This is a genomic window from Streptomyces sp. NBC_01571, from assembly GCF_026339875.1.
GTDB lineage: Bacteria > Actinomycetota > Actinomycetes > Streptomycetales > Streptomycetaceae > Streptomyces.
In genome coordinates this window covers 3,852,781-3,873,261 of sequence record NZ_JAPEPZ010000001.1, presented here as the reverse complement: position 1 = coordinate 3,873,261, position 20,481 = coordinate 3,852,781, and the positions used below count along the sequence as shown (strand labels likewise).

Sequence of the window (20,481 nt, the reverse complement as noted above, 5' to 3'; positions counted from 1 at the left end):
CTTTCGCCAGGCCGTACGCACACATGGCGTACGGAACCGGCGAGACAGGACACAGAGAGCTCCCGTGCGGCGCCCGCGCCCCGGACGGCGGCACCGCGCATCGCGCGAGCCGCGGACGTCACCGGCACTGCCGGACCAGGCGCGGCGCCCGGGAGCCTGACGGGAGATCCACCCGCATGCTCGAGCCGACCGAACCCACTGAGCCCTCCACGGGCTCCGACACCAACAACACCCCCAGCGACACCCTGCCGCCGCGGCGCCGCCGCCGTGCGGCGTCGCGTCCCGCCGGCCCGCCCACCGGCGCTGCCGAGTCCGCGGCCGTGGCCGAGACCACCGCCCCGGCCATACCGCCGGTGGCATCCGCCGAGGCCGTAGCGGCCGCCGAGGCCGAAGAGGCCGAGGAGACGGTCGAGGAAGCGGTGGCCGAGACCGCCTCCGGCCCGACCCCGGCCGACGGCACCGGCGCCGAGGACACCACCGCCGAGGACACCGCTCCGCGCCGTAGCCGCCGTCGTGCCACCCGCCGGGCCTCCGCGCCCGCGGGCGCCCCCGTGACGGCGGAGACCGCCGAGGCGCCGGAGGCCACGGAGACCGTGGTTCCCGCGCCCGAGGCGCAGACCCCCGCCGTAGAGGCCGGGACCGAGCAGGCCGCCGCCGACGAGGCCGCGCCCGCCGCCCGCCCGCGCCGCCGTGCCACCCGGCGCGCCTCCGCGCCGACCGGCGCGCCCCAGGCCGCCGCGAGCGTCGAGGCCGTCGAGACCGTCGCGTCCGCCGACGACGCGGCAGAGCCGGTGCCCGCCGAGGCCGATGCGCCCGCCGCCGAGGACGCCGCACCCCGTCGTACCACCCGACGTCGCGCTTCCCGGCGCGTCTCCGCACCCGCCGGTGAGCCCGAGGGCGACACCGCCGACGAGCGTGTGGAGGCGCCCGTGTCCAGCGAGACCCAGCCCAGCGAGACGCGCCGGACCGGCGAGAGCACCGCCGCCGCCCCGGTCGAGGCTGTCGAGACCACGGAGACCACGGAGACCGCCGAGGACGGTGCCCCGCGCCGGGGCCGCCGCCGCGCGACCCGCAAGGCCGCCGTCGGTTTCTCCGCCCCCGCGCCGAAGGAGACCGAGTCCGGCCGTCGCCCCGCGCGTCCGGCCGTCGCGGTCTTCCAGGCGCCCGTGTTCACCGAGCCGATGTTCCAGACGCCGGAGCGGGCCGCGGCCGCGGCTGCCGCCGAAGCGGCCGAGGAGGCCGTGGAGGCTCCAGAGGCCGACGAGGTGACCGAGGTCGTCGAGGCCCCCGAGCCCGTCGCGGCCGCCGAGGAGACGACCGGCGGACGCCGGCGCCGTCGCCGCCGGACCGTCGAGGACGAGCCCGTGGCCGCCCCCGTACAGGCCGCCCCCGTACAGGCCGCCCCCGTCGAGGCCGCCGACGAGGCGGAGGAGCCCGACGAGTCCGTCGAGGACGCCGCCGAGGGTGACGAGTCCGACGAGGAGGAGTCGGCCGGTTCGCGCCGTCGCCGCCGTCGCGGTGGCCGTCGCCGTCGCCGTGGCGAGTCCGCCGACGCGGACGGCGAGGACGGTGACGACGAGTACGCCGCCGAGCAGGCCGCGCAGGACGCCGAGGACACCGCGGAGCAGACCGCCGAGGACGCCGAGGACGCCGAGGAGTCGGACGAGCGCGAGGAGTCGGGCGGCTCCAGCAGCAGCCGGCGCCGTCGTCGCCGTCGTCGTCGCGCCGGTGACTCCGGCACGGACGGCGACTCCACCGGGAACGACCCCGAGCGCACCGTCGTCAAGGTCCGCGAGCCCCGCGGCAAGAAGGACGACCACCCCAGCGACGAGGTGCAGTCCATCAAGGGCTCCACCCGCCTGGAGGCGAAGAAGCAGCGCCGTCGTGAAGGGCGCGAGCAGGGCCGCCGCCGTGTTCCGATCATCACCGAGGCCGAGTTCCTGGCCCGCCGTGAGGCCGTCGAGCGCGTGATGGTCGTCCGCCAGAGCGGCGAGCGCACCCAGATCGGCGTCCTCGAGGACAACGTGCTCGTCGAGCACTACGTCAACAAGGAGCAGTCGACCTCGTACGTCGGCAACGTCTACCTGGGCAAGGTCCAGAACGTGCTGCCGTCGATGGAGGCCGCCTTCATCGACATCGGCAAGGGCCGCAACGCGGTCCTCTACGCCGGTGAGGTCAACTTCGAGGCGCTCGGCATGGCCAACGGGCCGCGCCGCATCGAATCCGCCCTGAAGTCGGGCCAGTCGGTCCTCGTGCAGGTCACCAAGGACCCGATCGGCCACAAGGGCGCCCGCCTCACCAGCCAGGTCTCCCTGCCCGGCCGTTACCTGGTCTACGTGCCCGAGGGCTCGATGACCGGCATCAGCCGCAAGCTGCCCGACACCGAGCGCGCGCGTCTGAAGACCATCCTCAAGAAGATCGTCCCCGAGGACGCGGGCGTCATCGTGCGCACCGCCGCCGAGGGCGCGAGCGAGGACGAGCTGCGCCGTGACGTCGAGCGTCTGCAGGCGCAGTGGGAGGACATCCAGAAGAAGGCGAAGAGCGGCAACGCCCCGACGCTGCTCTACGGCGAGCCGGACATGACCGTCCGCGTCGTCCGCGACATCTTCAACGAGGACTTCTCCAAGGTCATCGTCAGCGGCGACGAGGCGTGGGAGACCATCCACGGCTACGTCGCGCACGTGGCCCCCGACCTGACCGACCGCCTCTCGAAGTGGACCTCCGAGGTCGACGTCTTCGCGACGTACCGCATCGACGAGCAGCTGATGAAGGCGCTGGACCGCAAGGTCTGGCTGCCCAGCGGCGGTTCGCTGGTGATCGACAAGACCGAGGCGATGGTCGTGGTCGACGTCAACACCGGCAAGTTCACCGGCCAGGGCGGCAACCTCGAAGAGACCGTGACCAGGAACAACCTGGAGGCGGCCGAGGAGATCGTGCGCCAGCTGCGGCTGCGCGACCTGGGCGGCATCGTCGTCATCGACTTCATCGACATGGTCCTGGAGTCCAACCGCGACCTGGTCCTGCGCCGCCTCCTGGAGTGCCTGGGACGCGACCGCACGAAGCACCAGGTGGCCGAGGTGACCTCGCTGGGTCTGGTGCAGATGACCCGTAAGCGGGTCGGACAGGGCCTGCTGGAGTCGTTCTCCGAGACCTGCGTCCACTGCAACGGCCGCGGTGTCATCGTGCACATGGAGCAGCCGACGTCCGTCGGGGGCGGCGGCAAGCGCAAGAAGCGCGGTCGCGGCGGCGCCGAGCAGGTGCACGACCACGACCACGACCATGAGCAGACGTACGAGGCGGCGGAGGAGCCGGAGACGGCCGAGGCCGAGGTGGCCGTCGAGGCCGCCGCGCCGGCGCAGCCCGTGTCGGAGTTCCAGGCCGACGAGGAGTTCTACAGCAGCGCCGCCGAGGCGGAGGCCGCGGTGTCCCGGGGCCGTTCGCGGCGCCGCGCCACCCGGCGTGCCTCGGCCCCCGCGGGCGCGCCGAAGGCCGAGGAGCGCGCTCCCCGGAGCCGGCGTGAGGAGCGGGCCGAGCGGGCTTCCCGCGAGGCCGCCGAGGCCGAGCCGGTCGCGGTCGAGGACCCGGTCGTCGAGGCCCCCGCGGCCGAGGCGCCGGTGGCGCAGGCCGAGGCCGTCGAGGTGACGGAGGCCGCGCCGGCCCCCGCCGCCGAGGACGAGGCCGCTCCCAAGGGCCGTACGCGGCGCCGTGCGACGCGGAAGGTGTCGGCCCCGGCCGGTTCACCGAAGGCGGCGCAGGACACCGTGGTGACGGTCACGGAGCCGGTCGCGGCGCCCGCGCCGGAGACCCCGGCCGAGCAGACCGCCGAAGCGCCCGCCGAGGCGCCCGTCGAGAGCGCGGCTCCGGCCCGCCCGCGCCGGCGCGCCGTCCGCAAGGCCACCGCGCCCACCGCGTCCGAGGAGGCGGCCGTCATGGTCGTCCCGTCGGTGGCGGCGGAGACGCCCGCCGAGCCGGCCACGGAGACCGGGCAGGACCAGGCGACCGACGCCGGTGCGGACGCCGAGGTTCCGGCCCCGGCCAAGAAGGCGGCCACCCGCAAGACGGCCGCCAAGAAGACGACGGCGAAAAAGACCGTCGCCAAGAAGACCGCGACCGCGGCCAAGAAGACCGTCGCCAAGAAGGCCACCACGGCCAAGAAGGCGACGGCCAAGAAGACGGCCGCCAAGTCGACGTCGAAGAAGACCGCGGCGGCCGAGCAGACGCTCCCCTCCGTCACGGCCTCCACCGACGAGAGCTGAGTCCCGCCCGGTGCCCCGGATCTCCGTCGACGGCGGAGCCCGGGGCACCGGCGTGACCGGTGGCACATCCACGGGGCCCGACCTGGTTTGACCCTTTCGGTCGTGGCCCCGTAACCTTGACCGTCGGCGTGTTCTTAGACGCGCCGCATCCCGTAAACCTTTTTCCTCCCGGCGCCATGCGCCCGGGAGAGGCCGTTCGCTTCTGCGCGTGGCTGGACTGCGGGGTTCCGTTCCGAGCGAGAGAGAGATCCGCGTGTACGCCATCGTGCGCAGCGGTGGTCGCCAGCACAAGGTTGCTGTCGGCGACATCGTTGAGGTTGACAAGATTTCCACTGCCAAGGTTGGCGACACGGTCGAGCTCTCGACCCTGCTCGTTGTCGACGGCGACGCCGTGACCAGCGACCCGTGGGTCCTTGCCGGCATCAAGGTCCAGGCCGAGATCGTGGACCACCACAAGGGCGTCAAGATCGACATCCTTCGCTACAAGAACAAGACCGGTTACCGCCGTCGTCAGGGCCACCGCCAGCAGTACACGGCGATCAAGGTCACTGAGATCCCCGCGGCTGCGAAGTAAGGGACTGAGGAGAGATGGCACACAAGAAGGGCGCATCGTCCACTCGGAACGGTCGCGACTCCAATGCTCAGCGGCTCGGCGTGAAGCGCTTCGGCGGTCAGGTCGTCAACGCCGGTGAGATCCTGGTCCGCCAGCGCGGCACCCACTTCCACCCGGGCAACGGCGTCGGCCGTGGCAAGGACGACACGCTGTTCGCCCTTGACGCCGGTGCGGTGGAGTTCGGTACCCACCGCGGCCGCAAGGTCGTGAACATCGTTCCGGTCGCCTGACCGGTTCTTTCGCGAGGCGGACCTCACTTCCCGTACGGGAAGCGGGTCCGCCTTTCGCATGTTGTCAATGAAATACAGTACGCAAGAAGACATTCCGTACGTACTGACGTAATCGAAGTGCTGGAGGCACCCCCCATGACCACCTTCGTGGACCGCGTCGAGCTGCACGTCGCCGCGGGTAGCGGAGGCCACGGCTGTGCCTCCGTACACCGGGAGAAGTTCAAGCCGCTCGGCGGCCCCGACGGCGGGAACGGCGGCCGTGGCGGTGACGTGATGCTGGTCGTCGACCAGTCCGTCACCACGCTGCTCGACTACCACCACAAGCCGCACCGCAGTGCCACCAACGGCAAGCCCGGCGAGGGCGGCAACCGTTCCGGCAAGGACGGCCAGGACCTGATCCTGCCGGTGCCGGACGGCACCGTCGTGCTGGACAAGGCGGGCAACGTCCTCGCGGACCTCGTCGGCCACGGCACCTCGTACGTAGCCGCCCAGGGCGGTCGCGGCGGCCTCGGCAACGCGGCGCTGGCCTCGGCCCGCCGCAAGGCCCCGGGCTTCGCGCTGCTCGGTGTGCCCGGAGACTTCCAGGACATCGTCCTGGAGCTGAAGACCGTCGCGGACGTGGCGCTGGTCGGCTACCCGAGCGCGGGCAAGTCGTCCCTGATCTCCGTCCTCTCCGCGGCCAAGCCGAAGATCGCGGACTACCCCTTCACGACCCTCGTGCCCAACCTCGGTGTGGTGACGGCGGGCGAGACGGTCTACACGATCGCCGACGTGCCCGGTCTCATCCCCGGCGCCAGTCAGGGCAAGGGCCTCGGCCTCGAGTTCCTGCGTCACGTGGAGCGCTGCAGCGTGCTGGTGCACGTCCTGGACACGGCGACCCTGGAGTCCGAGCGTGACCCGGTCACCGACCTCGACATCATCGAGGAGGAGCTGAAGCAGTACGGCGGTCTCGGCAACCGGCCCCGCATGGTGGTCCTGAACAAGATCGACGTACCGGACGGCAAGGACCTCGCCGAGATGGTCCGCCCCGAACTGGAGGCCCGCGGCTACCGCGTCTTCGAGGTGTCGGCGGTCGCGCACATGGGCCTGAAGGAACTGTCCTTCGCGCTCGCCGAGTTGGTCGGCTCGGCGCGCGCCGCCAAGCCCAAGGAGGAGGCGACCCGGATCGTCATCCGCCCGAAGGCGGTCGACGACGCCGGCTTCACCGTGGTCCAGGAGGAGGACGGCCTCTTCCGGGTGCGCGGCGAGAAGCCCGAACGCTGGGTCCGTCAGACGGACTTCAACAACGACGAGGCCGTCGGTTACCTCGCCGACCGTCTCAACCGCCTCGGCGTCGAGGCGGAGCTGGTGAAGGCGGGCGCCCGCTCGGGCGACGGCGTCGCCATCGGACCCGAGGAGAACGCGGTCGTCTTCGACTGGGAGCCGACGGTCATGGCCGGCGCCGAGATGCTCGGCCGCCGCGGCGAGGACCACCGCCTCGACACCCCCAGGCCCGCCGCGCAGCGCCGCAGGGACAAGCAGGCGGAGCGGGACGACGCGGACAAGGAGTACGACGACTTCGAGCCGTTCTGAGCCGCGGCGGGCCCCGCGGTCCATGGCCGTCCCCGGTGAACGTCGGGGACGGCCATGGCGTGCGGAGGGCGACCGAGCGGGTGGACCGGAAGTCGTAGAGGGCGCGGACGCGGGTGTTCCCGCTCCGCGCCCGACTTCCTTCAGGCCGCCCGGAGTTCACGTGCCCGTTCCGGCGTCCGTCCCGCGAAGCACACGACGCGTGGCCGTCGTCGCACTCTCGCTGCTCGCCGCGCCCGGCGTGAACGCGAACGCCGGGTCGGTACGGGTGCCGCGATCCACCTCTTCCGGGGTGACGCCGAAGGACTCGTTCGCCTTCGGCGCGGGCACGGTCGGCACTGTCGCCACCGGCGCCCGCCTGGGCCTGGGGTTCAATGACTGAGAGCTCATCAGGAGCTGGCTGACGTTCGGCCGAACCCGGTGGCGGTCGGCCGAACGGTGGTGGTCGGGCACCGGGAAGCCGCCGGGTACCGGGAGTCCGGCGAGCACCTGAAGACCGGCGAGCACCTTGAGCGTGTCGGAAGCAGGGACACCGTCGGACCCGCCGCGGAGCGGAGAGCCTTCCCGCGTGCCGCGGGTCGCTCTTTGCTCGCCTAGTTGTCATGCCCTTGATGGACTCCGTTCAGCGACCGTGTCGTTGCTCCGTGTGAGCCTTCTGGTGTCCAAGGGGCCACCGAAGCAAGGGAGTTCGCCGATGACCGGAGCATTCTCACGCGATCGACGCCGGTTTCTCACCGCCGGCGGCGCGGTGCTGGGTGCGGCAGCCACCGCCCAGCTGTGGCTGCCCACCGCCGCCCGCGCGGCCGAAACGCCTCTGCCCGAGGAGGTGTTCACGCTCGGCGTGGCCTCCGGGGACCCGCTGCCCGACGCCGTCGTGATCTGGACCAGGCTCGCTCCCGACCCGCTGAACGGGGGCGGCATGCCCGACCGCGCGGTGCCGGTGGAATGGGAGGTCGCCGAGGACGCCCGCTTCGGAAGGCCGGTACGGAGGGGCGTCGCGCAGGCACTGCCCGCGTACGGGCACAGCGTCCATGTCGACGTACGCGGACTGCGCCCGGACCGCGCCTACTGGTACCGCTTCCGCGCCTCGGGGCGGCTCTCGCCGGTCGGACGCACCCGCACCGCGCCGCATCCGCACAGCCGCGGCGGCTCGCTCCGTGTCGCCCTGGCCTCCTGCCGGAACTGGCAGAACGGCTACTTCACGCCCTACGCCGACATGCTCGGCCAGGACCCGGACTTCGTCCTCTTCGTCGGCGACTACATCTACGAGTCCGCGCCGTCGGCGACGGCCGTCCGCCGGCACGAGGGCGGCGGGGAGCCGTACACCCTCGTCGAGTACCGCAACCGCTACGCGCAGTACCGCACCGACCCGCACCTCGCGGCGATGCACGCGGCCGCGCCCTGGGTGGTCACCTTCGACGACCACGAGGTCGACAACGACTTCGCGGGCGAGGTCCCGCAGGACCCGGCCAAGCAGTCGCACGACGCCTTCGTGGCCCGGCTGACCGCCGCCTACCAGGCGTACTACGAGCACATGCCGGTCCGGGCGGCAGCGGTCCCCGACGGGCCGCACATCCAGATGTACCGGCGGCTCGACTTCGGCCGGCTGGTGCGGCTGAACGTCCTGGACACCCGGCAGTTCCGCAGCGACCAGGCGACCGGCCAGGCGGGTGCCGAGGACCCCTCGATGACCATGCTCGGCGCCGCGCAGAAGGAGTGGCTGCTCGACGGCCTGCACCACTCGCCGACCCGCTGGAACCTGATCGCCTCGCAGATCATGATGGCCGAGACCGATCTGCAGGTGGGCCCGGGCAAGCTCTGGTACTACGACGCCTGGGACGGCTACCAGGCCGAACGCAACGCGCTGATGGGCGTGTTCGCGAGCGTGCGCAACCCCGTGGTGCTGACCGGCGACCGGCACCTCACCATGGTCAGCGACCTCAAGGAGGACTTCGCCGACCCGGACTCCGACGTCGTCGGCGCGGAGTTCGTGGGGACCTCCATCTCCAGCGGCGGCGACCAGGACCAGGCGGCGTTCCACACGGAGTGGGACGCGCGGATGCCGGACAACCCGCACTGGAAGTTCATCGACGCCCACCGCGGCTACCACCTCTTCGACATCGGGCGCGACGGCATCGACGCGACGGTGCGCGCCCCGAGACGGTGCTGCTGCCGGACGCCGCCTCCAGCACGCTGGCCCGGCTGCGGGTCGAGGCGGGGGATCCGGGCGTACGCCTGGTCTGACGGACAGTTGCGCCCGCCCCGACAGCCCGAACGGAACGCTCCGGCGCTCACGGATCTCCCCGGCCCGCCCCGACCCAGGGCCGGGGGGACCACGTGGGCCGGAGCGTTCTTGCGTATGACTCAGGTAAGAGATTCGCCGCCTCCCGAGGCCGTCGCCGGAAAAGGCGCCCCCGCGTCCCCGTGCCGCCTCTCCGCATCCCCGGGCCGCCCATACGCGCCACCAACCGCGCCCGGGCTGCCGCGCACCGGCCCGCACGACACCCGTCACCCCGTTCATGTCAGGCCGTCCAGGGAATCCGTCAGGTCCTGGGCCGGCGCGGCACGGAGCGACTCAGGACACTCCGAGTGCCCGAAGCGGGCGTGACCGTCGGCACAGGAAGCGGACACCGCGTCCGATGCCGGGCGGGGCCACGGTTCTCCCGGTCCGGAGCGGACGTGAAGGGATCAGGGAAAACGTGTGCACTTACTCACAGCAAATCAGTACAACCCGGACAGGTGTCGGAGAAGTCGCCTGCATGCAAGGTGAATAACCGGTTGCGCGCACATATGCGGCAGAGGTCGCTCACCTTGCACCGCAGTAACCGTAAGTGGGACCATCCGAATGTTCCCTGTCGCCCCAAGGTAGGTCACCTGTGTCTGAGCACATTGCCAAGCCCCGTACCACCGCAGTGATCCTGGCCGGCGGCACCGGTCAGCGCGTGGGTCTGTCGATTCCGAAGCAACTGCTGAAGATCGCCGGCAAGGCGGTCATCGAGCACACGCTGACCACCTTCGAGCAGGCCGACTCGATCGACGACATCATCGTGCTGATGGCCCCGGGCTATGTCCCGGACGTCGAGAAGATCGTCGCGAAGGCGGGGCTGAAGAAGGTCACCAAGGTGATCGAGGGCGGCTCGACGCGGAACGAGACGACCGAGCGCGCCATCGCCGCCCTCGGTGAGGGCCTGGCCGAGGGCGAGGACGCGAACGTCCTGTTCCACGACGCCGTACGCCCGCTGCTGTCGGAGCGCGTGATCGACGATTGCGTGACCGCGCTGGAGCGCTTCCAGGCCGTGGACGTCGCCATCCCGTCCGCGGACACGATCATCGTGACCCGCACCCACGGCGAGGACGGCGAGTTCATCACCGAGATCCCGGACCGCTCCCGGCTGCGCCGCGGCCAGACGCCCCAGGCGTTCAAGCTGTCCACGATCCGCCGCGCGTACGAGGTCGCGTCCGGTGACCCCAACTTCCAGGCCACCGACGACTGCTCGGTCGTGCTCAAGTACCTGCCGGACGTGCCGATCCACGTCGTCGCGGGTGACGAGTACAACATGAAGGTCACCCAGCCCGTCGACGTCTTCATCGCCGACAAGCTCTTCCAGCTCGCCTCCACCGCCGCGCCCGAGCAGGCCGACGAGGCCGCCTACCGCGAGCTGCTCACCGGCAAGACCGTGGTGGTCTTCGGCGGTTCCTACGGCATCGGCAAGGACATAGCCGAGCTCGCCGAGGGCTACGGCGCGAACACGTACGCGCTCGGCCGCTCGACCACCGGCACGCACGTCGAGAACCCGGAGGAGGTCGACGACGCGCTGTCCACGGCCTACGCGCAGACCGGGCGCATCGACTACGTGATCAACACCGCCGGCGTGCTGCGCATCGGCAAGCTCGCCGAGACGGACAACGCGACCATCGAGGAAGCGCTGAAGGTCAACTACCTGGCCCCGGTGCAGATCGCCCGCTCCTCGTACAAGTACCTCGCCGAGACCAAGGGCCAGCTGCTGCTCTACACCTCCAGCAGCTACACCCGCGGCCGCGCCGAGTACAGCCTCTACTCCTCCACCAAGGCCGCCATGGTGAACCTCACCCAGGCGCTGTCCGACGAGTGGGCCGGCGACGGCATCCGCGTCAACTGCATCAACCCCGAGCGGACCGCGACCCCGATGCGCACCAAGGCCTTCGGCCAGGAGCCCACCGGCTCGCTGCTCTCCTCCGAGGCCGTGGCGCGCACCTCGCTCGACGTCCTCGTCTCCGAACTGACCGGTCACGTCATCGACGTGCGCCAGCAGGATCCGACGGCGGGCGCCGGCCAGGCCTCCGGCTTCGAGGCGGCGCTGGCCAGCGTGCTGGACCGGCAGGACGGCGTGGCATAATCAATCTCAATATCTTCCGGTAATTCAGGCCTCTGTGGCCGCGTGTTCGCGGCGCATTCACAGAGGCCTGAATCCGTAAATTTCCCAGAACGTTCACAAAACCGCTTCAGTACTTTTTCAGTACCAAGCGCATTTTCCGTACCAAACCGGCACTCCCCTCCAAGAGCAGGTTTATCCGTGATTTCCACCGCTATACGCGTTGCCCGGGTGGGCAGTGCCGCCGAGCTGGCTGCGGCGGCCCTCATGATGCTGGGCTTTCCCTGCCTGATGCTCGCGGCGCTCCTCCCGAGCGTCGGCGCCTTCGCCGCCGCGGCCGCCGTGACGTACCTGGCGGACCACTATCTGCACCGGCGTGGCAGCTATCTGATCAACCGCCTCAGCAAGGTGCGCGCCGGTCTGTCCATCCGATTCCTGGTACGGCAGCTGCTGCTGGTGCTCCTCCTGGCGCGTCTCGACCTGTCCAACAGCATGGTCTTCTACGCGGCGATCGCGTGCTTCCTCGCCTTCTACGGTTTCCAGGCCCCGCACAGCGCGCTGGTCACGCTGATCCGGCTGCGCCGCAAGATGCCCGTCGCCACCCGCAACGTCGACCTGGCCTCCCGCGTCCGCATCCCCGACGCGCCCCCGCGCCGCCTGCTGAACCGCGCCGCGGAGAAGATGCTCCACCTCGACCTGGTGGCGGTCGCCGGTGTGCTCGTCACCGCGGCCACCGACACCAACGTGTACGGCTTCGCCGGCATCGCGGTCTCGCTGGGGCTCGCGTTCCTCTACGTCGTCGCGCTCGTCCCGTACATCCGCGCCAGGAAGACCCCGCCGAACGCGGACAAGGTCCTCGCCGCGGTCGACGGCTGGCTGCGCGAGTACCGCCCGGAGACGGTGCTGTACTTCTCGGGCTCCAAGGACTCCGCGTACCAGGTCAACATGTGGCTGGAGACGATGGAGCAGCTGGACACCCGGCCGCTGATCATCCTGCGCGAGCGCGCCGTCCTGGACCGCATGGCGCCCACCACGGTGCCGGTCATCTGCGTGCCCGGAGGGGTGCACCTGATGAACATGGACCTGTCCACGGTGCGTGTCGCGCTGTACGCGGCGAACGTAGGCAAGAACATCCACCTGCTGCGCGTCCCCACCATGAAGCACGTCTTCATCGGGCACGGCGACAGCGACAAGCTCGCCAGCGTCAACCCGTTCAGCAAGGCGTACGACGAGGTGTGGACCGCCGGCCGCGCGGGCCGCGACCGCTACGCCATCGCCGATGTCGGCGTCCGTGACGACGACATCGCCGAGGTCGGCCGCCCGCAGCTCGCGCCGATCCGGACCTGGCAGAGCACGCCGGACGGCCTTACCGGCGCGGACGGCCGCTGCCCGACGATCCTGTACGCCCCCACCTGGGAGGGCTGGGACGACAACCCGGGCAACACCTCGATCCTGCTGGCGGGCGAGAACATCGTCCGTCGTCTGGTGCAGGCCGATCCGCCCGTCCGCGTCCTCTACAAGCCGCACCCGTTCACCGGCACCCGCAGCTCGCGGGCCAAGGCCGCGCACGAGAGGATCGTCGCGCTGGTCGAGAAGGCGGCGACGGAACGGGCCGCCGACCCCCGCTTCACCGGTGACGCGGCGGCCCGGAGCGCGGCCGTGGCCGAGCTGGCCCGGATCGCGGCCCGTATCGAGCAGCTGACCGGCGTCACCGAGAGCGGCGACGAGGCCGAGGCCACCCGTGACGGCATGGTCGACACCGCGGCGCACGCCGAGGTCGCCCGGCTGCGCGCCGAGTGGAACGACGCCTACTGGCGCTCCTTCGGCAGCGCCGAGCACCGGGTGATCACCGGCGCCGAGCCCCGCCTGTACGACTGCTTCAACGTCTCCGACGCGATGGTCTCGGACATATCCAGCGTGGTCTCCGACTTCATCGCGAGCGGCAAGCCGTACGCGGTCACCGACTCCGCGGAGCTGGGCGTCGAAGAGTTCAAGCGGCAGAACACCGCGGTGCGCGCCGCCGTGATCCTCTCCAACTCGGCCGCCGAACTGGACGAACTGCTCGCCGGGGTCGCCGACCCGTCGGCGGACACGCTGGCCGCCGACCGCGGGGAGCTGAAGCGGTATCTGCTGGGCCCCGACGAGCCGTCGTCGATCGACCAGTTCAACGGCGCGGTGCGCGACCTGGCGAAGAAGTCCCGGGTGCGCAACCAGGGCCAGGAGGCCGGCGCGTCCGCCGCGGCGGAGCCGGCGGGCGCGGTGCCCGGTCAGCGGACCGCCACCGCGGGCGAGACGGGCGGTGCGGCGGTCAAGGGTTGATCCCCCCGCCGCCGGCCGACCGCCGGTCGCCCACGCGCGTGTGACAGGGCCCGGCTCCGAGGTGCACCCTTGGAGCCGGGCTCCTTGTGTGAAGCGCGTCACACATGAGGGTTCGTCAGGCAACCGAATCCCGTTCTCGTCCGTCTACTAAGTAGTCCTTGCGGTGATACGGGGGGAAATTTCTGATGACGATGGGGAAACGTGACAGTGACGCAGCCTGATGTGAGCGTGATCATCGGGGCGTACGAGGCCATGCCGTACCTGGTCAAGTGCCTGCAGTCGGTGGAGGACCAGACTCTCGGGCCCGACCGGATCGAGATCATCGCCGTCGACGACGGTTCGACGGACGGTACGGGGGAGCACCTGGAGGAGTTCGCGGAGCGGGCGGCCATGGCGGTCACCGTGATCCGGCAGGCCAACTCGGGCGGCCCCAGCGGTCCGCGCAACGTCGGCCTCGACAAGGCCCGCGGACGGTACGTCTTCTTCCTCGACGCCGACGACCACCTGGGCCCGGAGGCCCTGGAGCGCATGGTCGCCATGGCCGACGCGCAGGGCACGGACGTCGTCCTCGGCAAGGTCATCGGGGTCAACCGCACCGCCCCGAAGTCGATGTGGGGCAAGACCCTGCCCCGCACGGACGTGTTCTCCTCGCAGATCAAGTTCACGCTCAGTGCGCAGAAGCTCTTCAGACGCGAGCTGCTCACCCGGTACGACATGCACTTCGACGAGTCGCTGAAGACCGGCGAGGACGCCCTGTTCACCATGGAGGCCTACCTCCGCGCCGACGGTGTGTCGGTGATCGCCGACTACGACTGCTACTACCTGGTCGGCCGCGAGGACGGCAAGCACGTGACCAAGAGCGGCAGTTACCGGCTGCGCTTCGACTCCGCCCGGGCCCTGATGGGTCTGATCGCCGAACACGTGCCCGCGGGCAAGCGCCGCGACGGCCTGATGGTCCGGCCCTTCCTCATCACCCTGCTCCCGCAGTTCGGCCCCGTCTTCCTCAGGGACGACGAGGAGGTCAGGCGCGACAAGCTCGCGCTGGCCAAGCCGCTGATCGACGCGTACTGGACCGAGGGCGTCGCCGACCGTCTCAAGGTCGCCGAGCGGCTGCGGGTGAACCTGGCCGGGCTGGGCCGGGCCGACCTCCTGGTCGACCTCCTGGTGTTCCTCAAGAAGAAGAAGGCGCCCACGCTCCACGTGGACCCGCGCAGCCGCAAGGCCTATCTCGGCTACCCGCACTTCCGTGACAAGGAGGCGCCCGTCCCGGACAGCTGGTTCGTCCCGACCAGCCGCGAGACGGTCACCATCGAGAGCTTCAAGTTCGCGCCCGCCGCCCACTTCCCCGGTATGCGCACCGCCCGCCGGGTGGCCCGCAGGGTGCTGGGACCCCGCCGCGCGGAGGGATGACGCGAAACGCCCGTTCCGGCGCCCTGGGGGCGTACGGAACGGGCGTCGGCGGGGCGCGTACCGGGGAGCGGGGGACCCCACGGGAGCGGATGGCTACTGGCGGCCCGACTGCAGCGCCTTGCGCAGCGGGCGGCCCACCGCGCGGCGCGCCATGCGGTAGACGGAGCGCTGCGGGACGACGGCCTGAGCCAGGGCCTTCGGACCACCCTTCCGGGCCCGGTCGAGGTCGCGCTTCAGCTTGGCGTTGTCCGTGGACAACTCGGTGATACGGGTCTGCAGCCAGCCGAACCGGGTGGTGAGCGAGGCCACGTCGGCGTCGTTCCAGGGCCGGACGCCGGCCGGGAAGGTGAGCGAGGCCATGCGCCTGTCGTAGGCCGCGCCGCCGTCGCCGTGCGTGAAGGTGTTCCGCAGGCCGTTGCGGTCGAGGAAGCCCGTGAAGCGCTCGAAGCGCTCCTGATGGCCGCCCGTCAGCGCGCCGAAGTCCGCCTCCGCGTACAGCTCGGCCGGGTCGAGGTCCCGCGGCAGCGTGTTGATCCTGCGGTGCGGGATGTCGAAGTAGCGGCACAGCTCCAGGGTGCGCGAGTCGCCGCACAGCACGGTCGCGGGCGTACCCGCGAGGAGCGCCGCGATGTTGCCGTGGATGCGGGATCCGAACGAGAAGTCGAAGTCCCGCAGGTCGTCGATCCAGGTGACGGGGTCGATGTAGACGCGGACCTTGTCCTCGCGGTACATCGGGTGGTCCGGGTGCGTGGGCATCGCGGTGACGGAGCCGTTCGGGTCCGACAGGTCGCGCCAGTGCAGCTGGCGGGCGTCACTGAGGTTCTGTCCGATGAAGCGCAGGTACGGGTAGCGCGTGTGCGCCCGGCGGATCACCCGGTCGAGGCCCTGGGACTTCACCGCGCTGTGCGAACCGTTGACCGCGATCCTGGACTCGGGACCGAGCGCGGGAGCACTCCTGCGGACGTCGAGGTCCTTGCCGTACATGAACATGGACGGGCAGCCGATGACCTCGACGTCGTGGAAGCCCATGTCCTTCAGATAGCGCTCGGTGAACTCGCCGCGCACTCCGATGGACGCGCTGCGGTCCAGGACCGCGGTGACGAACTCCCGTACGGCCGGCTCCATGGGCTTCAGCCGGGCCGGGTTGTAGTCCAGACCGGTCTGCGCGCCGATCCCCGGCACGACCACGGGGATCCGCAACTTGCCGATGAGCTGCGTCAGGCGCCTGAGCTGGGGCTCGAAGGAGGGCCGGAAGGCGTTGGCCAGTGGTACGACGAACGCGTCGTACTCCTCGTTGATCCGGCCCGCGGCCGAGACGTCGGTACGGATGCCGTTCGACACGACCTCCGTGTCCGGGGTCTCGAGGATCTTGTGCGCGGCGTCGCTGAAGATCAGGTTGCCCGAGTTGGTGGCGAAGACGTCCTGGTGGAGGGCCTGCTCCACCGGAACGGCGTCATACGGGCTTTTCCCTGATCTCAGGAGTATGCGCTTCACTGGATGAACATTAGGTGCCACAACGTTCAACTTATCTTTGCGTCCTCTTTAAGTTCCATGAGGAACGCGTACAACCTTTTCTGCATACGCGAGCCGTGAGCGGCCGACTACGGGCAGGCGTCCGGCAGCTGGACCGGGAGGCGTCGGCCCGGCCCCTTCGCGTAGATTGCCGGGCGGGACGACCGGACGGACGAGGGGACACACCGCAGGTGGCAGGGCAGGCGGAAGGGAACGCGGCAGGGCGGGCGACAGCGGTACGGCAGGCTGTGGCGCGGGCCCACAGGATGGTCGTCAAAGTGGGTTCCTCCTCGCTGACGACCGCCGCGGGCGGCCTCGACGCGGACCGGGTCGACGCCCTCGTCGACGTGCTCGCCAAGCACCGCAGCGGCGGTGAGAAGGAGATCGTCCTCGTCTCCTCCGGCGCCATCGCCGCCGGTCTGGCCCCACTCGGCCTGCGCCGCCGCCCCAAGGACCTCGCCCGGCAGCAGGCCGCCGCCAGTGTCGGCCAGGGCCTCCTGGTCGCCCGCTACACCGCGTCCTGCGCCCGGCACGGCATCCGGGTCGGGCAGGTGCTCCTCACCTCCGACGACACCAGCCGCCGCGCCCACCACCGCAACGCCGCCCGCACCCTCGACAAGCTCCTCGCGATGGGTGCCCTGCCGGTCGTCAACGAGAACGACACGGTCGCCACGGACGAGATCCGCTTCGGCGACAACGACCGGCTCGCGGCCCTCGTCGCCCACCTCGTCCGCGCCGATCTGCTGGTCCTGCTCTCCGACGTGGACGGTGTCTACGACGGGGACCCCGGCAGGCCCGGGACCTCGCGGATAGCGGAAGTGCGCGCACCGCAGGACCTCGAGCGCATCGACATCGGCAGCGCGGGCAAGGCGGGCGTCGGCACCGGCGGCATGGTCACCAAGGTCGAGGCCGCCCGGATCGCGGCGGCCGCGGGCATCCCCGTCGTGCTCACCTCCGCCGTGCACGCCGCCGAGGCCCTGGCGGGCGGGGACACCGGCACCTACTTCCACCCCACCGGCAAGCGCTCCGCGGACCGGCTGCTGTGGCTCCAGCACGCCTCGACCCCGCAGGGCGCGCTCACCCTGGACGACGGGGCCGTGCGCGCCGTCGTCGACCGGCGCACCTCGCTGCTGCCGGCGGGCATCGCGGCCGTCGAGGGCGACTTCGCCGCGGGGGACCCCGTCGAGCTGCGCGACAGCGGCGGCCGCGCGGTCGCGCGGGGTCTGGTGAACTTCGACGCCAAGGAGATCCCGCAGCTCATCGGCCGCTCCACCCGCGAGCTGGCGCGCGAACTGGGCCCCGCCTACGAACGCGAGGTCGTCCACCGCGACGACCTGGTGCTCCTGTTTCCGTAGGACGTCCGTGCGTGGCACCTGTGCGCCGTAGCGCCTGCGTACGACCCGGGGTCCAATCCCCGCACCCCGGCCGAAAACTGGTGTGAACGTTTCGCGGACGCCCGTCGCAGCGCGGTGAAACTCCGTAAAAGCGCCACGCGGACGCTCCCCACCTGCTCAACTTTGTTGCAGGGAGACCCCGAGGTTCTGTTACGACCATTGCGTAAAGGAGGCCGTCGTGAGACGAGTGCGCCCTGGGGCGGCGGCGTCCCGCGGTGGTGCCTCCCCCACACTCGGCTCCGCTCGAGCGGGGGGAGCCCCATCCCGTGCGGCGGGCGAGGAACGGGCCCTGACGAGCGTCGCGGCCGGAGACACCTTCGAGGGCGAGCAGCCGGCCGACCAGCCGCGGCTGTGGCACGTCACGCTGAGCGTCTCGGGCGGCGAGGCCCCGCTGAAGGAGGTGCGGCGCGGGCTGGAACAGCTGGCCCACGACCACCCCTTCCTGCTGACCAGCCGGTACGCCAACGACCACGCGGAGATCCGCTACTGGGAGGAGGCCCGCGACCTGCACGACGCGGCGGCCGTCGCACTGCGGCTGTGGGGCGAGCACCGGCAGACCGCCAAGCTCCCGCCCTGGGAGATCGTCGGCCTGGAGGTCATCGACCGCGAGACCTACCACCAGCGCATCGCGGAGGGGTACGGGCCGCTTCCGGCCACTCCGGTGGGAGTTCACCCTTTTTGAGGGTGTCTCGGGGTGTGGGACAGCGACCGGCCGGACTCGTCCGGCGCACTACCCTTCCGATATGACCACGCTCTCGCCGTACGACTCGATGTCTCCGGTCACTCGGGCCGCCTACCGAGCCAAGGCCGCCGCCGCCGACCTCGCACCGTTGCCGCGGGCCGAGAAGGACGACGCGCTGCTCGCCATCGCGGACGCGCTGGAGGTCCGTACGAGCGAGATCGTCGCGGCCAACGCGAAGGACATCGCGCGGGCCCGGGAGGCCGGGACCAGCGAGACCGTCATCGACCGGCTCACGCTGACGCCCGAGCGCGTACGCGCCATCGCCTCGGACGTACGGGACGTCGTCGCGCTGCCCGACCCGGTCGGCGAGGTCGTGCGCGGCTCTACCCTTCCCAACGGCATCGACCTCCGCCAGGTCCGCGTCCCCCTCGGCGTCGTCGGCATCATCTACGAGGCCCGCCCGAACGTGACGGTCGACGCCGCCGCCCTCTGTCTGAAGTCCGGCAACGCGGTCCTGCTGCGCGGCTCCTCCTCGGCGTTCGAGTCGAACACCGCCCTCGTCCGCGTGCTGCGCGACGCCGTGGGCGGCGCCGGACTGCCCGCCGACGCCATCCAGCTGGTGCCCGGCGAGAACCGCGAGTCGGTGCGCGAGCTGATGCGCGCCCGCGGTCTGGTCGACGTCCTCATCCCGCGCGGCGGCGCCTCGCTGATCCGTACGGTCGTCCAGGAGTCCACCGTCCCCGTCATCGAGACCGGCACCGGCAACTGCCACGTGTACGTCGACGCGAACGCCGACCTCGACATGGCGATCGACATCCTGATCAACTCCAAGGCCCAGCGGCCCAGTGTCTGCAACTCCGCCGAGACCCTCCTCGTGCACCAGGACATCGCGCCCGAGTTCCTGCCGCGCGCCCTGGACGCCCTCGCGGACGCCGGGGTCACCGTGCACGCCGACGAGCGCGTCCTCGCCTACGCCAAGGACTCCAAGGCCACCGTCGTCGAGGCCACGCCCGAGGACTGGGAGACGGAGTACCTCTCCTACGACATCGCCGCCGCGGTCGTCGACTCCCTCGACCGGGCCGTCGAACACATCCGGCTGTGGACCTCCGGCCACACCGAGGCCATCGTCACCACCTCGCAGCAGGCCGCCCGCCGTTTCACCCAGTTGGTGGACTCCACCACGGTCGCCGTGAACGCCTCGACGCGGTTCACCGACGGCGGCCAGTTCGGCTTCGGCGCGGAGATCGGCATCTCCACGCAGAAGCTGCACGCCAGGGGTCCCATGGGGCTCCCGGAGCTGACGAGCACCAAGTACATCGTCACGGGGGACGGCCACATCCGGCGCTGAGACACCGGGGCTCCGGGGGGCGCGGGGCGCGCGGCGCGGGCCATACGGCGCGCGACGGTGAGGTCCGCGCGAGAAGCGTCTCGCCAGGCGGATGAATTTCCATACCGTCTGCCCAAAATGACCCCCCAGGTCTACTCTGGATCCGTGCCGGAGGACGTGGGGGGCACGCCGTTCCCTGACGGCTGGGAGCCCGACGACGACCGCGACCGCGGGGGTGCGGACGAAGAGTCCGCCTCCGTGGTCTTCGACGAGGACTTCGTACGGGCGGCGGTGATCCACGAGCCGACCGCCGTGGAACGCCTGCTGGCGGCCGCTCAGGCCCGCGCGGAGGCCTCCGAGGCGGAAGCGCGCCGGTCGCACGCCCGGGGCACCCGCGGCGACGACGACCGCTACGAGGACCCTTTCGACCCCGAGGGCCACGGCGGACACGGCCGCGACCCGGACGGGGACGACCTGGACGGCACCGAGGTCCTGGAAGGCCGCTACGGCGCGCTGTACGGCAGGGCCTACGGGAAGCAGGCCCGCTGGCACCGTCCCGTGGCCTGGGTGCTGGCCCTGGTGATGGGCATCGGCATGGTCGCCCTCGCCTTCACGGCGGTCTACCGGGGGGCCTCCTCGGGCCGCCAGGACCAGGTCCCGCCACCGGCCTCCACGGGCCTCGAACAAGGCCAGGACAAGGTCACCGGCACCGGTCCCTCGGCTTCGGCCGACTACTCCCACCCGGCCGTGTCGGCGACGCCCCGAACCCCGTGACACCAGCGGCGTTGTCGACCCTTCGAACACCCCGGTGATCCCG

13 protein-coding genes and 1 pseudogene are annotated in these 20,481 nt (G+C 71.2%); 13 read left to right on the top strand and 1 reads right to left on the bottom strand.

Annotated elements, in window-relative coordinates:
• The first annotated feature begins 176 nt into the window (after positions 1-176).
• From OHB41_RS17440 to OHB41_RS17400, 9 genes and pseudogenes are all read left to right on the top strand, one after another.
• A complete protein-coding gene (locus OHB41_RS17440) occupies positions 177-4,256 on the top strand; it encodes an Rne/Rng family ribonuclease (protein WP_266699151.1) in 4,080 nt (1,359 codons plus the stop codon).
• A 253-nt stretch (positions 4,257-4,509) separates the two neighbouring features.
• Positions 4,510-4,830, top strand: a complete 321-nt coding sequence (gene rplU, locus OHB41_RS17435) for a 50S ribosomal protein L21 (protein ID WP_006374708.1) — start codon at positions 4,510-4,512, stop codon at positions 4,828-4,830.
• A gap of 14 nt (positions 4,831-4,844) precedes the next feature.
• Complete coding sequence (gene rpmA / locus OHB41_RS17430) at positions 4,845-5,099, top strand: 50S ribosomal protein L27 (RefSeq protein WP_028802588.1); 255 nt, start codon at positions 4,845-4,847, stop codon at positions 5,097-5,099.
• Between the two features lie 135 nt (positions 5,100-5,234).
• A complete protein-coding gene (gene obgE, locus OHB41_RS17425; protein WP_266699149.1) occupies positions 5,235-6,671 on the top strand; it encodes a GTPase ObgE in 1,437 nt (478 codons plus the stop codon).
• A gap of 199 nt (positions 6,672-6,870) precedes the next feature.
• Positions 6,871-7,050 carry a hypothetical protein gene (locus OHB41_RS17420; RefSeq protein ID WP_266699148.1) on the top strand — a complete coding sequence of 60 codons (180 nt, stop codon included), beginning with the start codon at positions 6,871-6,873 and terminating at the stop codon, positions 7,048-7,050.
• A gap of 312 nt (positions 7,051-7,362) precedes the next feature.
• Positions 7,363-8,912 (top strand): annotated as a pseudogene (locus OHB41_RS17415) (alkaline phosphatase D family protein).
• Between the two features lie 632 nt (positions 8,913-9,544).
• Positions 9,545-11,044: a bifunctional cytidylyltransferase/SDR family oxidoreductase gene (locus tag OHB41_RS17410; protein ID WP_266699146.1), complete on the top strand. Its 1,500-nt coding sequence runs from the start codon at positions 9,545-9,547 to the stop codon at positions 11,042-11,044.
• 207 nt (positions 11,045-11,251) lie between these two features.
• Positions 11,252-13,339: a CDP-glycerol glycerophosphotransferase family protein gene (locus OHB41_RS17405; RefSeq protein ID WP_526025047.1), complete on the top strand. Its 2,088-nt coding sequence runs from the start codon at positions 11,252-11,254 to the stop codon at positions 13,337-13,339.
• A gap of 201 nt (positions 13,340-13,540) precedes the next feature.
• A complete protein-coding gene (locus OHB41_RS17400; protein ID WP_266699143.1) occupies positions 13,541-14,749 on the top strand; it encodes a glycosyltransferase family 2 protein in 1,209 nt (402 codons plus the stop codon).
• A 93-nt stretch (positions 14,750-14,842) separates the two neighbouring features.
• Here OHB41_RS17400 and OHB41_RS17395 read toward each other — a convergent pair whose 3' ends face one another.
• Positions 14,843-16,243 (bottom strand): polysaccharide pyruvyl transferase family protein, encoded by a 1,401-nt coding sequence (locus OHB41_RS17395; RefSeq protein ID WP_266699141.1) that lies wholly within the window; start codon positions 16,241-16,243, stop codon positions 14,843-14,845.
• Positions 16,244-16,527: 284 nt separating this feature from the next.
• Between OHB41_RS17395 and proB the strand changes: the two genes are divergently transcribed.
• The 4 genes from proB to OHB41_RS17375 all read left to right on the top strand — a co-directional run bounded on the left by proB (position 16,528) and on the right by OHB41_RS17375 (position 20,438).
• Positions 16,528-17,616 (top strand): glutamate 5-kinase, encoded by a 1,089-nt coding sequence (proB, locus tag OHB41_RS17390; RefSeq protein WP_266699140.1) that lies wholly within the window; start codon positions 16,528-16,530, stop codon positions 17,614-17,616.
• 226 nt (positions 17,617-17,842) lie between these two features.
• Positions 17,843-18,337: a DUF8830 family protein gene (locus OHB41_RS17385; protein ID WP_266705935.1), complete on the top strand. Its 495-nt coding sequence runs from the start codon at positions 17,843-17,845 to the stop codon at positions 18,335-18,337.
• A gap of 61 nt (positions 18,338-18,398) precedes the next feature.
• Positions 18,399-19,685, top strand: coding sequence for a glutamate-5-semialdehyde dehydrogenase (locus tag OHB41_RS17380; RefSeq protein ID WP_266699138.1), 1,287 nt, complete (start codon positions 18,399-18,401; stop codon positions 19,683-19,685).
• Between the two features lie 144 nt (positions 19,686-19,829).
• Complete coding sequence (locus tag OHB41_RS17375; RefSeq protein ID WP_451289807.1) at positions 19,830-20,438, top strand: SCO2584 family spore wall biosynthesis protein; 609 nt, start codon at positions 19,830-19,832, stop codon at positions 20,436-20,438.
• The last annotated feature ends 43 nt before the right edge of the window (positions 20,439-20,481 follow it).